Genomic DNA, 15,739 nt, shown 5'->3' on the forward strand with positions numbered 1-15,739 from the left:
CCCCACCGTCCAGGCCATCCCGACCGTGCCAGCAACGGCGGCGATGGCGAGCGGCCCGGTCGGCGCGGTGTCGCCGTCGCACATGCAGGCGGCGCGGAGGGCCAGGAGGAGCGGGGTGCTGTCGGCGCGGCACAGCGGCAGCGAGGCGATCGACGGGGCGCAGCAGGAAGTACTGGGGTCGCTTCCGCCCCGAGTGTGCACGGGATCGGCTCGACAGGCACTTACGCCTCCGCGTGCTTCTGGCGGCGGTGGGTCTCCCGGCCGCGCGCACTGGTGAACTCTCGGTCACAGCCGTCACACGGGAAGACGCCTTCTGGCACTTCCACGGCCCGATCGTTTGAGTCGCTGTTCTCGAAGGGGCCTGGCAGAGGGGGCGAATCCGGGCCGTCCGCCTCGGCGATGGCCGTGGGCAAAGGCTGGCCCGGCATGACCTCGCGAAGGCCGCCTGGGGTGGCGACGCCGACCAGCTCGGTCGCGCTCGCGGTGCACTCGGGGTGCGGGGGCACCTCGTCGCCATTTTCCTCGTCGGGCGAGACGTAGTGGTGGCCGTCGACGAGGGCACCGATCAGGACTTCTTCGGGCGCCTCGGTGAACAGGGCGGCCGGGACGGCGAAGGCGTTGATGCCGACGGTGCGGATCTTCGGCAGCTGGGCGACCGCCCACGCGGCGAACGCGCGCCGCTGCTCACGGGTCGGCTGGACCTCGATCATGTCGCTCATGGGCAGGTCACCACGTTCACGGCACAGACGGTGCAGGTCGTGCCGACCACGAACGTCCGCTCGACCAGGACGTTCCTGTCGTTGTTCCTCGTGTTCACTGACGGGCCAGCCCGGTCCGGGATGGTCTCGGCAGGGCCGCGGCGGACGACTACCGGACCGGTGATGTACAGCCACGCGGTGCCCGGGTCCGCGGGCAAGTTCCCTGGTCCCGTGTTCATCGCGCTATACCCGGCGCCGATGATCACGCAGTTCCCGGCGAGGGTCCGCAGGTTCCCGCTGGCCGGGTCCTCACGGACGATGTTGCAGCAGCCCAGGAGCGCGGCGGCGCCGGCCGGGACGTGAAGGACGCCTCGGCCGCCGTACGACTCAGCCAGGCAGCCTTCGAGCACAGCGACACCCTGGGCGATGGAGACCGGTCCTTCGGCCGGGGTGAGGTCCGCGGCGGACATCGCGAGTTTGTTGGACCAGAACCCGGCTTCGACGGCTTCCTGCTCGCCCAGGGCGAGGGACGCCTCGGCGTGGACACGGGCCTCCGCATACGTCCAGCCAAGCGCCGAGCATTCGGCGCCGGCGTACACGGTGATCGGGTCGGCGTGCTCGGCCGTGGGGCGGCAAAACTCCTTCTGTAGCGGGCCGGGACTCTCCTCGCCGGGGCTTTCGTCCTCCAGGCACGGGTCTTGCCAGACGTTGACGGGGCAGCAGCCCAGCGACAGCCACTCGATGCCGAGGAGTTCGTGGACATCGGCGACATCGCGGATGTCGGTGCAGGCGCCGAGGATGCCGTGGGGCAGCGGTTCGCCTGGGATGGCCTCGACGTACTTCCTCATGTCTGCCATCGCTCACCTCCGTTCTGAATCGGGTTGTGCCGGGCCCGCGTCCAGGCCACGGGGTCCCGCACGATTGGGACGGGGAAGGTCAGGCGATGGGGCAGGCCAACTCGGTCTGCGCGCCGGTGGCACCGGTCGGGCAGACGGGCACGGTGACGAGACGCGTGTCCACGGAGCGGTCGACCAAGGCGACGCATTCCTCTGCGAACAACGCCGTGTAATCGTTGGTTGCGAACTTGGTTGAGTCATGGACAACTCCGAGGTTGACCTCTTCGCCACGGCCGATCTGGAGGGAGCCCGCCGGGTACATCAGGAAGTTCAGCTCAGCCGGCCAGCCGGTCGCCGGGTTCTCGCCGCCGATCTGGGCGGGCACGCCCGTGGTCGGCGTCGGCGCCAGGCCGCGCGCCCACTGGACCCGGACGCCCAGGGTGCTGAACGCGTTCTGGATGCAGTTCGGGTCGATGTCGCAGATGTCCTTGCCGTTCTGCCGGGCGACGTCGGCGAGGAACATGTTCCGCGCCCACCACGGGAACACGACCTCCAGGGCCGTGGTCTCGCAGAGGCTGTGTCGCTCGATCATGTCCGCGGCCTGGAGGCCGATGGCCCCATAGATCGCCGAGAGGGCGGCCATCGTCTCCGGCAGGGTGACAGGCGTCGCGGTCGCAACGGCCTGCTGGAAGAGAACCTGACGGATACGGATCTCGTGCGCGACCATCGAGTTGCGGAGGTACCAGGCGACCAGCTCGGGGAAGTGCCTCTGTGTCAGGATGCCCGCTTCCAGGCAGACGCCCACGGCGTCACAACGCACCTCGACCGGGTCCGGGCAGGGCACCCGGAAGCAGGGCTTCTCGGCGCCGCTGATGTCGTCGGCCTCGGTGTGCACCCAGGTCATTGCCGACACGTCGAGCGACAGCGGCTTGTAGTACCTCAACCCCCCTCGCGCGAGCTGGATTTCGGGGGCGTCCCACAGCATGTCCGGGCAGCTCTTGTCCGTCAGCTCGTAGATCGTCTCCGACGGCGCGCACCAGCCACCTGAGGCGACGAGGTCCTTCTCCGGGAGGCGCCGCTGGCTGGACGCGTGCAGCGCCACCGTGGTGCCCTCGGGCGCGGACGACGAGTCGGTGACGATTAGGTCGTCGGGGTACGGGTGCCGGTAGCTGATGACCTGCCCCACGCCCCCACCTGCAGTTTTGAGGGCATTTGCGCGGCTGATGATGCCCGCGGTGATGTCCGCGAAGTCGAGCGGCGCACCGGGCGCGTAGCCGGGGACGTCGACCGCCGCGGTGATGGTGGTCGTCGGCGCCGGCGCCTCGGGCAGCACTCGGGGCTGACGCCTACGGACGCCGGACAGGTTCAGCGCGGGGCGGTGCGAGGACGCGGCGACAGCCTTCGAGGCGGGCTCGACCTCGGCCTCCGGCTCTGCTTCGGCGTCGGTGGCCGCCGCGGTGGCCTCATCCGACGTGTCCTCGCCGCCCTCGGCGGCGGTGTCGGTGCCGGCAGCGTCCCCGCCGCGCACCTGCGCGGCCAGGGCGTCGATCTCGGCGGCGGCCTGCTCGGCGGCATCGCGGCGGCTGGCTTGCTCGGTGCGAATCGCCTCGACGGTCGTGGCGAGGGATCGGAGGGAGTCAAGGTCCTTTGATGTGACGCTCGTCGACTGGGACTTGGTGTCGAAGGCGGCGACCGCACCCGCGAGGGCTTCCGCCAGTTCATCGTCGTTGAGGGCGGTGATGTCCTCGGGTACTTCGAAGTCGGCCATGGGGCGGATCTCCAGTGATCGAACTTGGAGACCCGGCCCACAACCAGCAGTCGTCTGCGGCACAGCATAGGACAGTCGGCAGCACCCGTATCTGCGGCTTGTCCACCGAACGTGGCGGTGCCCCTACCGTGGCGCGGTCTTCTCTGTCGTCACCGGGGCTGTCTCCTTCGCCTTCTCCCGCACAATGCTGCCCGCGTACCGGCGGGACACGGCCTCGCTGGTGGGCTTCGACGGGGAGCTGTAGAGCACCTTGCCCTTACCTCCGTCGGCGACGACTTCATACTGCTGACGCTTCTTGCTGCACGAGCAGACCATCAGGCTTCCCCTTCCGATGTGATGGCGCTGGCCGCGAGCTGTTCGCGGGCCGGGGCGATGACGAACTCGGCGAGGCGTTGCGCCTCGGCCTTGGCCGCGCTGTCGCGCTGCTCCTGGCGGCGGTCCATCGCTGCCAGGAGGACGTCCAGAAACGGCACGGAGGTGAGCAGCGCGGAGGCGACCATGTCGACCTGACTGCTCGCCAGGTACGTGTCCGCCGGGTTGTCCGGGCTCGTGTCCGGACGCTGTCTGGTCAGCTCAGCGGCTGTCCGAGTTGAGTTGTCCGGGCCGTCCGTGACGGTGTCCGTGCCGTGTCCGGACATGTCCAGGGTTGTGAGGAAACCGGCCGCCGAGGCCGCGAGGGCGAGGTTCGACCGCTCGGTGACCGCGGTGGCGAGGAGCGGCGAGGAGTGGCCGGGCACAGGCACCGACAGCACGGCGCGAAGCTGCCAACGGCCGCCAGATCCCTGCTTCATGTGGTAGCTCGGCTGGCATCCCTGGAAGACCGTGCGGTCCCAGTCCGACAGCCACGGCCCGGCCGCGCCGGAGAACCAGAGGCCGCCCGCGTTCTGGCCGACCGTGACGATCCCGGCGACGGTCCTCGTGTCATCGAACTGGCACGCCGCGTCGTTGCACTCGGCACCGTCGCGGGTGTGCGGCGCGTTCATCGTGAAGGCACCGGCGCGCACCGTGCTGCCGTCGTCGAGCTGGAACTTCGCCCGCAGGAAGTGCGTCAGGTCCAGCTTGCCGAGCGACTCGATGGTCAGCTTCCGCCCGGGGTAGCCCGCGTGCGGCTCCCCGGCCTGCGCCACCCAGCCGTAAATCCGGCCGTCCGCGTAGTGCACACCGCCGCTCCCCGGCGGCAGCTCGGCCGCGGTGGGCTCCTTGAACCAGGCGGCGGGCATCGGCGGCAGCTCCTTCATCGCCGTCCACGCCGAGGCGACCAGCTCACGCATGGACGCCGTTTCCTCGTCACCGTCCTCGTCGGCCCACGGCGAGACGATCGAGTCGTCGTCGTACGCCTTCGCGATCCGCCCGTACAGCGTGGTGACGCGGGCCTTGACCGCGTCCCGGTCGTCGTCGGGCAGGTCGACGCCGTCCATGCCCCCCTGCAGAACGCTCGCGACGGCGTACACACCGGCCGCGATGACCTGGAGCTTGCCGTCGATACCGTCGGCGAACGGCAGCTTGTACGCGGCGGCGGTCGCCGGGTCGGCGTCGTCGTCACGCCACAGGTACACGGAGCCGAGCTTGTCGGCGTCCACGTCACCGTTGTCGTCGGTGGCCCACGCCAGGATGTTCTTCTTCGCGGCGCCGCCGTCCCACGCACGGTCGGGGTCGTCGTGGATCGGCAGGTCGACGTCGCCGGACACGGACGCGGTTACCGACATCTCGGTGGACGGGCCGACGTACACGCCCCGGGCGAGGCGCACGATGTGGCCGGCCTTCGCGGCGCGGGACAGGTGGCCGCGCGCGGTCTCCATGCGGATGCGGAGCCCCCGGGCGACCTCGCGGGCGCCGACCGGCGCCGGGGCGGACTTCACGAACTCGACGACGCGGAGCTGCGCCGGGCTCGGGCCGGCCGCCGACCAGAAGTCCTCGTCCTCGTCGACGGGGGCGGGCTCGGCCTGGTCGTCGAGCACGATGCGCGCTTGGTCGTACGCGGGCATCGCCACGAGGGTGGCGCCGCGCAGCCGCGCCCGGGTCACCCGCATCAGCAGGTCGCCGGACGACTCGCTGTGCACGACCGTCCCGAGGTCCTGGTCGTCGCGGTCGCCGGCGGCCGCGGTGAGCGTGCCGGTCGACGCGAGCGCGGCCCGTACGGCGTCGGCGGTCACCTGGCCGTTCTTCCCGGTGATGAGCTGCACCGTCGTCCCGAGGCGGGAGAGCGCGGACCCGGACGCGGTCCACTCGGTCGTCGCCGTGGCGGTCAGCGACCAGGAGCCGTCATCCAGGCACAGCAGCGACGCCGACGGCAGCGAAGCGAGGAGCACGACGGCGCCCTCGTCCTCGTCGGCCGCCGGGGAGCGGTCCACGAACTCCACGGACACGTCGTCGAGGTCGACGGACACCCCGAGCGGTGCGCCCTCCGACAGCAGCATCAGGGCGTCGGCACCGGCCGGCCGGTTCGGGTACAGAACGCCGCCGCCCGCGATCCGGTCGCCCTCGCGGCTGATCCGCTGGATTGCGCCCGCGAGTTCGGCGCCCTGGTGCCCCATCAGCATCTCGTCGGCGTGCTGGAGCGGCCACGGCCCGGACCCGGACCAGTACAGCGCCCCGGGCCGGAACACCCTGCCGTCGCCGGTCTCGGTGTTCTCGAACGCCAACGCGGTGTCGCCCGGCGTCGACCAGGCGCGCGGCGCCAGCAGGCCCATCGTCAGGTACTCGTCGTCTTCGTCCATCGTGGTTGCCTCCTCTTCCCGGCCGAGCGGGATGTCGGTGTGCTCCCCGGCGAACGCGACCCTCAGCCGATCGAACCGGATCGGGCCGAGACGCTGGTTCATCGCGGTCAGCAGCGACGGGTTGCTCGTGTACGCGGCGCAGACGTGCGCCTGCCAGGGCGTGTGCTGGGTCGGCAGGTCGGGCTGCCGGTGCATGTCCTCCAGCGCGTACGTGGCCGCCCAGCGGGCGGTCTCCAGCGTCGGCGCGTCCTGGAGGCGGTCGCGGTCGTCGCCGACGGACCACACCCAGCACGGGTCGTCGCCGTCCGAGTTCCAGTGGGCTGCGCCGAACGCCCGCCCGGCCAGGGGCTTGCCGATGTCGGAGACGCGGGAGCGGAGACCGGCGATCAGATCGGCGCGGTGCTCCTCGTCCCAGTCGGCGCCCTCGCCGAGGTAGAACAGCGTCAGGTGCAGCTCGTGCGCCGGCTCGGCGCCGACTGCGTTGAGGGCCAGGCGCTCCGCGTCCTCCTCGCTCGGGAGCAGGGCGATCATCGCGCCCGTGTGCCCGCCGGCAGCGGTCACGGACTGAGCTTCCACAGCGTCCTCCTCGGATTCCAAGGCTTGGCCCCGCGCGAGGTCCTTCGGTTCGTTGGCGGCGGCCTGTAGCTCGGGTGCGACTGCAAGGCGACAGCGGCAGTTGATGACGAGTCCGGCTGGGGCGGTCGGGTCGCCGGGGGTCTGCATGGCGACGCCGTTCACCGTGAACGGCTCGCTGAGCAGGCGGATCTGACCGTCTGCCCGGTCGTGTGCGGTGCGGACCTTCTTGTCGTGGCGGGTGATCCACTGCTTCACCACGGGCCGGTCGGGGCCACTCGCTGCCTGCGCGGCGGCCAGCGTCGCCGTATTCCATGCGCGGGACGCCTCGGTGCGGGCGATGCGCCGCTCACGCACCGGGCCGAGGTGCGCGCCCTCGCGGGCGAACGCGGCACGGAGCCGCGCCCTCAGTTGCTCGATGTCCTCCCCGGCGTCGATGCCGGCGGCCAGCTCGGCGCGGGTTGCCTCAGCGAGCCGGTCACCGACCGCGCGCAGCAGGTGCTCGGTCGTCACGACGTACTGGCCGATGCCCTCGGGAAGGGTGCCGTCGTCGTACCGGCCGGGAAGGTCGTCCCAGCCGTCGGGGAGGTCGGCGCCGATGTCCTCGGCCGCCGCGCCGGCCGCTTCCTCGGCGGTGCCCAGCAGGCGGCGCACCAGGCCGGAGACCCGGCTGCCCCACATGCGGGCGATCCGGCCCACGGAGAAGCGGGCGGCGACCAGCTCGGTCGCGGCGAGCACGGCGTCGGCGAACTCGTCGGCCGTCTCGGTGAGGGCGTCACCGACCGCCGCGGTGAAGTCGCGCTCGGCCTGGTCAAGCTGGCGGTCACGGTCCGGCATGAGCAGCCTCCCGGGGTACGGCCTCGCAGTTGAGGCAGTACTTCCAGCCGCCTGCCGTCTTCGGGCCGGTCGTGGTGCGGACCGTGACCGTGACGACGGACAGGGAGCCGTCGTGCCCGCACTCGGGGCACGCCACCCACTTCGTGACTGCGTCGAGCGGGCCGTCGCCGCTGTCCTCGGCGCGGCGTTCCTCGGCATCGAGCTGCCAGGCCATCAGCTCCTCGGCCAGGGACCGGTCCGGGCAGTGCGAGCACCAGCCGAGGACGCGGTGAGTCGGGATGCTGTGCCCCAGCGGGGTCTTGTGCGGGGCGGCGGTGTGGCTAGCCACGGTCGATCCTCCTGGGCGGGAGCGGGCTGTCGGGGTCGTCGCAGACCTCGCACCAGGTGCGGGTGCCGACCGTGGAGACGCCCTCGGGGGTGAGGAGCAGCAGGTCCGCGGTGAGTTGTGTCCACGCCTTGCAGGCGGCGCACCAGCCCGTCTCGACGGTGCCCGCGTGGAGGACGAGCGCCGTCCAGACGGGCCGGGCGGGGGCCGCGGTACGGCGGCGGCCGGGGCGGGCGGTCACGCGGCGGCCACCAGGCACGGGGTGCTCAGAGCGCCGACGGTCTGCTCGAAGGTGTGCGTGACGCCGGCCGCGAGGAGTTCCCGGCAGTACTCGTCGACGGCGTACTCCAGGCACTCCCGGTCGACGTTGTAGCGGGCGGCGATCTCGGGGACGCGCGCCCACGCGCCATCGAGGAGCTTGTACCGGTCGATCGCGTCCGGCTCGATGGCGACGATGGTGTGGATCTCGGCGGCCGGGAGCTGCCGGGTGCGCTGCCGCTCGCTGCGGGGGCAGACCGGGGTGCGCTCCAGCTTCCGGCCCGCGGTGCCGAGCGCCGACCAGATCAGGCCGTCGGTCGCGGCGAGCAGCGCCTCGTCGACCAGGCGGGCCGAGGCGGGCAGCGTCTCGGGCGGGGCCTCGGACTCGTCGACGGGCAGGTCCGGCGCGGGCGGCGGCGTGTCCTCGGCTTCCTCGTCGGTGGTGCCGGCCTCCTTGTCGCGTGCGGCCTTCTCCTCCGCCGAGGGGGCGTCGGACTCGTCGAAGCCAGTCTCACGGCGTAGCGCCTGCGCGGAGATGACGCCCCGGTCGAAGGCTTGCAGCGCCGTCTCGGATCGGTTGGTCCGCACCCGCAGCGGGCTGGTGTCGTACCAGACGAGCCAGCGGTGCCAGTCCTCGACGCCCTCGGATTCGAGGATCGGGCGGGAGCCACTGCTGAGTGAAGGCGTAGCACAGGGTGCCGGCCTTCGGCTCGATGCCGAGGCGGATCGCCTCCGAGGTGAGCGCCCACTGGCCCCAGTGGTTCACGTCGCCGAGGCCGAGCAGGATCTCGGCGGGGATCTCCAGGCCGGTGGCGAAACGGCGCACCGCCTCCTCGCGCAGCTTGATCGCCAGCTCGTCAAACTCGGACTCGAACTTGATGTGCTTGAACTCGGCGATGGCGTCGGCTGGGAGTTCCAGGATGATCGGGACGGTCGCGGCGGCCGACTCGGGGTCACGGATCGCCGTCTCGGCGATCGTCATGAAGATCTCGATCAGGTCGTCTTCGGCCTGGCCCTGCTGTGTGCCCGACGTCGGGAACCGCGTGCCCTTCGGGATGAGCAAAAGACCACGGCCAGTGATGCGGCTGCGCGCGATGGCCTTCACCGCGGCGTTCAGCAGGAGCAGTTCCTCCAGCAGCTCCAGGCTGGAGCGGACGGGGCTGTCGGCCTCAATGGCGCGCTCGGGGTCCGGCTCCCACACCCGGATTGCCACGGGACCGTCGGGGTCCAAGCCGTCCGGGTCGCCCTCGGGGATCGGCACCTCTTCGCCGTCGATCTCGGCGATGAGCTTGCCGGACTGCTGCCGGACTTCGTTGACCGACAGGACCCGCCAGTCGTGGCCGTCCTCGGGGCTGTACGGCGACAGCACCTCCGAGTTGGGGCGGACGATGACCCAGCCCTCGCCCGGGACGGTCAGGTGCTTGCCGAAGGCGCCAAGCATCTTCGCCTGGCCGTCAGGTCCTCCAGCGATCTGGGAGACGATCTCGTGCGCGCGGTGCCCGGCCGGGGCGGGCTCGATCGTGCCATCTTCGGCGCGGCGGCCCGCGAACAGGCGGACGCCGGACATGGCGTTGCTGATCCAGGAGGCGGCGAACCGCACCTCGGGGACTAGGTGGTACATGTCGTAGGCGCGCTGCTGCCAGGACTGGTCACCCGGGCCTCGGCCCCGGATCTTGCGGGACGTGTACCGGGAGGCTGCCGCGGTGAGTTCCTTGCGGGCCATCAGGCCCCGTCCTTGCGGGAGTCGTCCCAGCGGTTCAGGAGGGCGGCGGCGCCGGCGACGGCCAGCCACTCGATGCCGTGGACGAGGAGCGGGGCGCTGTCGAAGGTGCCGGTGACGAGGAGCCAGGTCGCCAGGACCGCGCCGGCGACCCACCAGCCGGTGCAGTAGACGCAGGAGATCAGCGTGACCACGGCGTCGCGGGCGGTGGACTCGGGCTTGCGCTGATACCAGGTGTCGATTCGCTCGCGGATCGGGTCAAGGATCGAGTCGTGAACGACGAGCTGGGTGCCGCGGTAACCGGCGAAGGCCAGGACGGCGAGGACTGCGGGGCTGATCATGGGCGTCCCCTGACGGGAGATCATCGGCCGGGTTCAGCGGGGGATGATAAGCCATCTCGCGCGACTGGTTCCCTCAGAGTTCCCGCAGGGCAGACCCCATTTTTAGATCACAAGCCGTGTGATGGGGGCGGCTGTGATCAGAACAGCACTATCGCGTCGACCGGCGCCACCTCGGGCGTCTCGATATCGATCTCCAGCTGCACGCCCGTCGTCGGCAGGTCCACGATGGCCAGCGACCCGGCACAGGACCCGAGGACGCCGTCCGGGCCCCGGCACGCGCCGGGAGCGTCATGCCAGCACAGATGGCCCTCGGTCAACCGGCCCGGCCGCGATCGCCCGAGTGTAACTCGGGCACTTAACGCGGGGCAGCTTTATCACTCGTTCAGTTCGGCCGAATCTTCCGACGAGCAATTGTCAAGATCTGTGGATCGCTGAAGTTACGGCCTGACGCTCCGGTGCCATCGGATCTCGCCGTCATGCCATTCGTTGGTGGGCGTGAGCCCGGCGGCTGCGGCGACGGCAGCGGAGGCTCGGTGTTCAGGGTGGATGTGCGCGATGATGGCGTGCACCGGGGGCTGGCTGAGCCAGCCGGCGAGCCTTTGGGCCGCTTCGATGGCAATACCTCTTCCCTGCCACGAGGTTCCCACCACCCAGGCGATCTCCGCGACGGGAGCGGACGCCGGGGCTGATCGTCGCCTGGACGGTGCCCGTCAGGCAGGACTCGTCACGCAGCCGGATCACCCAGTTCAGCCAGGCCACGGCCGGGTCGGGGGAACCTGCGGTCATGCGCTGGTAGCGCGACCGCAGGACCTGGGCAGTGTCCGGGGTGCCGCCGATGAAGGTGTGCAGGGCGGGATCGGAAAGCACCGCGGCCATCTCCTCGGCGTGCTCGACGTGCAGCGGCAGCAGGTCCAGCCGGCGGGTGCTGATGGTCCGGGCCGTCATGGTGCTTACGCCGCGGCCGCCTCGGGGCGCTCGATGAGCTCGCCGTTCTTGAATACTGCGCCGGCGCGGACGAGGGCGACGAGTTGGGGGGCGGTGACCGCCCGCCAACGCTCCTGCGCGGACTCCACGAGCTTGAACACCATCGCCAGGGCCGCGGCCGGGCTGCCCGCACCCCGGGTGACCTTGGTCCTGAGCTTCACCGAACTGAAAGTGGATTCGATCGGATTTGTCGTTCTGAGATGGATCCAGTGCTGGGCGGGGAAGTCGTAGAAGGCCAGCAGCTCCTCGGTCTCGGCGGTGATCTTCTTCACCGCCTTCGGCCACTTCGCCTCGTAGGACCGGGCGAACTCGCGTACCGCCTTCTCGGCGTGGTCGCGGTCCTCGGCGTTGTAGATCTCCTGCAGGGCCTTCTTCGCCCCGGGCTGCGCGGACTTCGGCAGGGCGTTGACCACGTTACGGACCTTGTGAACCCAGCACCTCTGGTGCCTGGCCTGGGGAAACACCTCCGCGAGGGCCCTCCACAGGCCCATCGCGCCGTCCCCGACGACCAGTTCGGGATCGCGCATGCCGCGACGGCGGCAGTCGCGCAACAGGTCGGCCCAGGACTCGGTGGACTCCCGCAACCCCTCCGCGAGCGCGATCAGTTCCTTGGTGCCGTCCACGCGTACTCCCATCAGGACCAGCACGCAGGAGCGGGCCTGACCGAGGCGGACCTTGGGGTGCACGCCGTCGGCCCACACATAGACGTAGTCGGATGCCGAGAGGTCGCGTTCCTGGAAGGCGGCGTGGTCGGCCTGCCACTGCTTGGTCAGCCGCGTCACTGTCGCCGACGACAGCCCGGCCGAGCCGCCCAGGAACTGCTCCAGCGCCGGCACGAAGTCCCCGGAGGACAGGCCGTGCAGGTAGAGCAGGGGCAGCACCTCGCTGATCTTCGGCGATTGCGGCACCAGGGCGGCAGGATCTTCGAGGAGAACCGGGCCCGCTCGCCGGTAGCCTCGTCCACCCGGCGGTCGTTCACCCGCGGCGCGGTGACTTCCACCGGCCCGGCGGCCGTGGTCACGGTGCGCGGCCGGTGGCGGCCGTTGCGGACCACCAAGCGCCGCCCGGCCTCGTCCTTCTCGGCGGCGAGATCGGCTATGTACTGATCGACCTCGGCCTCCAGCGCGGCCGCCAGCATGCGGCGGGCGCCCTCCCGGACGATCTCGTCGATCAAGGAGACGGACTCCGTGGTGCCGTCTTCGTTGACTACGCTGAGCATGGGCGTGCCTTCCCTACCGACGGTGCAACGTCGGTCTACTCGGTGACCTATCGATCACTCGGGAAGGTACGCCCTTTCACGTCACAACCCGAGGCCGATCCACAGGCCTTGAGCATTGCTCTCTTCCGACGCCTGTACTGTACATCCAGTCTCTGACGGAATGACCGATCTGAACGACGAGGAAGCGCGGAAAATCCCTCGCTGTACGGCGAAGAATGCACCATCAGTCGTCTGTACGCCACGGGCGATATCACCGAACAGGCGTCTTGGGCGGCTTGGAGTGCTGTCCGTCAGGGCGACAAGGACAGTGCGTACGAGCAGGCGGAGTGTATCGATGACGTGATGTCCGCACGCCGCGGCGGTCGGGGCACGTTAACGAACCGGTCCGCGATTGAGGTCGGGGCGTGCTGGCCTGGCGGTTCGGCTGGTGGTTGATCAGTAGGCCGTCTGTCGGGCGAGAACCAGTTCGGTGCTCGGCTTGCGGCGGGTTGGCCGACGGGCGGAGCGGTCCGAGATCAGTGAAGCGATCGCGCGATGGGTCTCTGCATAGTCCTCACGTCGGCCGGTGTAACGCTGGAGTGGCCGCCACTGCCGCAGTTCGGCATGGGCGTGCTCGACGCAGATCCGATCCGAGGACTGCCGTCGGCGCATCTCCCGCCATGCGTACTGATCGCCGAGCGGTGCGTCGTCCTTCGGCTTCTTCGGCGGGGCGCTGACCTGGTCAGGGAATTCGTTGGCCAGACCCCGGTAGCCCTCGTCGACCTCGGCTCCCACTTCCGGGCGGAGCTGGAACTGCTCGGCGATGCCCTCGGTGCGCATCGCGGTCTGGTCGTGCATGCGGCCCGGCCGGTCCGCGCCGGACCACAGCAGGCGGCCCTGGCCGTCGCTTACGGTGGTGGTCTTGATGGTGTTCTGCTTCTTCTTGCCCGAGACGAAGGCCCGTCGTCCGGCATGGTTGGCCTTGGGCCGGCGGACCTGGGTCTCGGCTCCGTCGATCCTCAGCCGGATTCCCTCGGCTTTGGCGTAGGCGAACACGTCCGCCAGGGTGCGCAGCCGCACCCCGGGGCGGTCGGGGACAGCGAAGCCGCGCGCCGCCAGGAGCGGGCGGATCTCGCCGATGGCGCGGGAGACCGTTGAGCGGGCCGTGCCGTACAACTCGGCGAGCGCGGCGTGCGGGAGCCCCGTGCGCAGGTGGACCAGGGTGACCAGCACCCGGTCAGCGAAGACCAGGTCGTGCTTCGGGCCAGCACCGGCCGCCCGCCGCCGCGCAGCACCTCGCCGCTCACGCAGTGCCGAATCGCACCGCGCCAGCCATGGGTCTGCCAACTCCTCGATCAAATCGCCGAGATGTGCACGGGAGACGCCGCAGAAGGCAGGATGGGACAAGGCCGCACGGGCCCACTTCTTGGTCACACTCGAAGAACCCGTGCGGCCGCTGTCACGTCACGGCCGTAGAAGACAACCTCGCGGAGCGAGGCGGGGCCCTCACACCGTTGCGGGTCAGACTTTCGCAGGAGTGCTCGCCATCGCCCCCGGCGGGCGCATCATGAAGACGTCGATCGGGTCCTGGGCCTCCACGACGAATCCGTGGCGCTCGTAGAGTCGACGGGCAGCACTGCCCTGCAAGACGTTCAGACCCACGGTCATGCCCTGCGCGTCCGCCCGCTCCAGTACCGTGCGCAACACAGCGGATCCGAGCCCTCGGCCCTGACAGTGCGGAGCAAGGTAGAAGTGCTCCAGCCACAGCCTGCCTTCGGCGGGCCGGACCGTGACGCAACCTGCCAGTTCACCGTCGATCATGATGATCGACGTGTGCTGCGGGGAGAAGGAGTCCCGCAGCCGCTGCCGTACCCGGTGCTCGTCGTAGCGCCCAAGGCGTTGCAAGTCCGCACGCATGACCGTGGCCCGCAACTCCGCGATCACCTCGATGTCCGTTGCCACCGCAGAGCGCAGCACCCAGCCCGCGGCGTGCGCCGACGTCGTCCGCGCAGACACTGCCATGTCCGATCGCGTACCGCTCCCCATCACCCCAGCACCCATGGCCGGAGTATCTCAGTCCGCCGGCCCCGAACAGGCATGGCCATCTCAGCCCGACCTACCCAATCCCACCGCGACCTCAATCGTGGACCGGGCCGTAAGCAGTGCCCGGCTGGGCCGTCAACCTGCAACATGCCCCCCGGCGCCTCTGGTGGTGCAGCGGCAGTGCCCGGCTGATCACCTGTTTGTGATCAGTGCTGAGAATCATCTCTAGATCGAATCAAGCCAGCGAGTGACGACACCTGACACGCGGACACGTGCCGAGTGCTGGAACTTCAGTGGCCCGACACTCACTCAAGAGCCAGATCGCCATCAAACCGCCCATGCTGGGAGAAAAAACCTTTTCGCTAATTACTCTAAAGCCAACAATTAGGGAAATTTCTAAAATGCTGACGTGTGCCTAACTGCGCTTCGAGTGAGGTGTTTTTTGTGTGCCATCTGTGCGAAAGGCGTGCGGACTTTTTGAGTCAAGGGCCATGCTGGGCCTTGCCTCAGGCAACTGCCCGCTCGTAGTTTCCCTCTGCGCTGATCTTGCTACACAGCGATGTCATTCCTGATCAGAGGGAGTTTCAACATGAAGAAGCGACTCGCAGTCGCTGCGCTCACCAGCCTGCTCGTCCTGTCTGGAGCTAACCCTGGGTATTCAGTGGAATTGGGTGGTCTGACGCCCCGATAGCAGAAAGGTGCCGTTGACCTGCAAGGATGTGAGTGTCTACGTCATATCCGCTGCAGAGAGCAAGGCACCTTTCTGGTGGTTGAGAGTACAGGGTGGGACCATCGGCTGTCCGTGGTGGCTGACGGGAAGAAATTGGTCGGGCATGCCGGGGCAGTGCTGCTGCGGAAGCTGGCGGACCGGGTCGGGCTGACCGGTGGACTGGCGGGGGTGCTGCCGTCGAGCACGGCGGCAGGCTGGCGGGAGCGGGCGGGAGTACTGGTACAGCTCGCGGTCGTGATCGTGCTCGGGGCGACGAACATGTCGGAGGCCGAGCAGCTCCAGCTTCATCATCGGCCGCTGTTCGCCCTCGTGGCCTCGGACTCCACCGCCCGACGCACGCTGGCTGCGCTCGACGAGGCCACCCTGGCGAAGATCGCAAAGGTGCGGGCGCGGGTACGCCGGTACGTGTGGAGTCTGCTGCGTCTGCGGCCGGGCGGCTTCCCGTGGCTGGTCGTGGCGGGCAAGCGACTTACCGGCTGGATCGTCATCGACCTCGACGCCACCATCATCACCTCGGCATCGAAGAAGGCCGGAGCTGCGGTCACGTTCAAGAAGACGTTCGGGTTCCATCCGCTGGCCGCGTGGTGCGCCAACACCGCCGAGTCCCTGGCCATGCTCCTGAGACCGGGGAATGCCGGAGCGAACACGGTGGCCGACCACATCGCCGTCCTCACCGACGCCCTCGCCCAGATCCCCGGCTCCTCGACGGCG

The 15,739-nt window shown here is 69.8% G+C and carries 14 protein-coding genes and 2 pseudogenes; 1 reads left to right on the top strand and 15 read right to left on the bottom strand.

Annotation, left to right across the window (positions count from 1 at the left end; translation table 11 throughout):
- Nucleotides 1–221 precede the first annotated feature (221 nt).
- From ACFY2B_RS38425 to ACFY2B_RS38495, 15 genes and pseudogenes are all read right to left on the bottom strand, one after another.
- The gene (locus tag ACFY2B_RS38425) at nt 222–719 is read right to left on the bottom strand and encodes a hypothetical protein (RefSeq protein WP_390767689.1); all 498 of its coding nucleotides are present in this window, start codon (nt 717–719) and stop codon (nt 222–224) included.
- Nucleotides 716–1,555, bottom strand: coding sequence for a cupin (locus ACFY2B_RS38430; RefSeq protein WP_390767690.1), 840 nt, complete (start codon nt 1,553–1,555; stop codon nt 716–718). Before ACFY2B_RS38430 ends, ACFY2B_RS38425 begins: the two co-directional genes overlap by 4 nt.
- Nucleotides 1,556–1,634: 79 nt before the next feature.
- Nucleotides 1,635–3,302: a major capsid protein gene (locus ACFY2B_RS38435; RefSeq protein WP_390767691.1), complete on the bottom strand. Its 1,668-nt coding sequence runs from the start codon at nt 3,300–3,302 to the stop codon at nt 1,635–1,637.
- Nucleotides 3,303–3,425: 123 nt separating this feature from the next.
- Nucleotides 3,426–3,617: a hypothetical protein gene (locus tag ACFY2B_RS38440; protein ID WP_390767692.1), complete on the bottom strand. Its 192-nt coding sequence runs from the start codon at nt 3,615–3,617 to the stop codon at nt 3,426–3,428.
- Nucleotides 3,617–7,429, bottom strand: coding sequence for a phage minor head protein (locus ACFY2B_RS38445; protein ID WP_390767693.1), 3,813 nt, complete (start codon nt 7,427–7,429; stop codon nt 3,617–3,619). The genes ACFY2B_RS38440 and ACFY2B_RS38445 overlap by 1 nt, the downstream gene beginning before the upstream one ends.
- Nucleotides 7,416–7,757, bottom strand: coding sequence for a hypothetical protein (locus tag ACFY2B_RS38450; RefSeq protein ID WP_390767694.1), 342 nt, complete (start codon nt 7,755–7,757; stop codon nt 7,416–7,418). Before ACFY2B_RS38450 ends, ACFY2B_RS38445 begins: the two co-directional genes overlap by 14 nt.
- The gene (locus ACFY2B_RS38455; RefSeq protein WP_390767695.1) at nt 7,750–7,995 is read right to left on the bottom strand and encodes a hypothetical protein; all 246 of its coding nucleotides are present in this window, start codon (nt 7,993–7,995) and stop codon (nt 7,750–7,752) included. Before ACFY2B_RS38455 ends, ACFY2B_RS38450 begins: the two co-directional genes overlap by 8 nt.
- Complete coding sequence (locus ACFY2B_RS38460; protein ID WP_390767696.1) at nt 7,992–8,600, bottom strand: hypothetical protein; 609 nt, start codon at nt 8,598–8,600, stop codon at nt 7,992–7,994. The genes ACFY2B_RS38455 and ACFY2B_RS38460 overlap by 4 nt, the downstream gene beginning before the upstream one ends.
- Complete coding sequence (locus ACFY2B_RS38465; protein WP_390767697.1) at nt 8,524–9,735, bottom strand: hypothetical protein; 1,212 nt, start codon at nt 9,733–9,735, stop codon at nt 8,524–8,526. Before ACFY2B_RS38465 ends, ACFY2B_RS38460 begins: the two co-directional genes overlap by 77 nt.
- Nucleotides 9,735–10,073 (bottom strand): DUF1360 domain-containing protein, encoded by a 339-nt coding sequence (locus ACFY2B_RS38470; RefSeq protein ID WP_390767698.1) that lies wholly within the window; start codon nt 10,071–10,073, stop codon nt 9,735–9,737. The genes ACFY2B_RS38465 and ACFY2B_RS38470 overlap by 1 nt, the downstream gene beginning before the upstream one ends.
- A gap of 137 nt (nt 10,074–10,210) precedes the next feature.
- Nucleotides 10,211–10,390, bottom strand: a complete 180-nt coding sequence (locus ACFY2B_RS38475; RefSeq protein WP_390767699.1) for a hypothetical protein — start codon at nt 10,388–10,390, stop codon at nt 10,211–10,213.
- Between the two features lie 120 nt (nt 10,391–10,510).
- A pseudogene (locus ACFY2B_RS38480) lies at nt 10,511–11,018 on the bottom strand (GNAT family N-acetyltransferase).
- A 5-nt stretch (nt 11,019–11,023) separates the two neighbouring features.
- A pseudogene (locus tag ACFY2B_RS38485) lies at nt 11,024–12,276 on the bottom strand (IS256 family transposase).
- 435 nt (nt 12,277–12,711) lie between these two features.
- Nucleotides 12,712–13,689: a transposase family protein gene (locus ACFY2B_RS38490; RefSeq protein WP_390767700.1), complete on the bottom strand. Its 978-nt coding sequence runs from the start codon at nt 13,687–13,689 to the stop codon at nt 12,712–12,714.
- Between the two features lie 87 nt (nt 13,690–13,776).
- On the bottom strand, nt 13,777–14,277 hold the full coding sequence (locus ACFY2B_RS38495; protein ID WP_390767701.1) for a GNAT family N-acetyltransferase: 501 nt from the start codon (nt 14,275–14,277) through the stop codon (nt 13,777–13,779).
- A gap of 787 nt (nt 14,278–15,064) precedes the next feature.
- Between ACFY2B_RS38495 and ACFY2B_RS38500 the strand changes: the two genes are divergently transcribed.
- Nucleotides 15,065–15,739, top strand: a 675-nt coding sequence (locus tag ACFY2B_RS38500) for a transposase (protein WP_390767702.1), incomplete at its 3' end; no start/stop codon positions are given.

The organism is Streptomyces sp. NPDC001270, assembly GCF_042896695.1.
Lineage (GTDB): Bacteria > Actinomycetota > Actinomycetes > Streptomycetales > Streptomycetaceae > Streptomyces.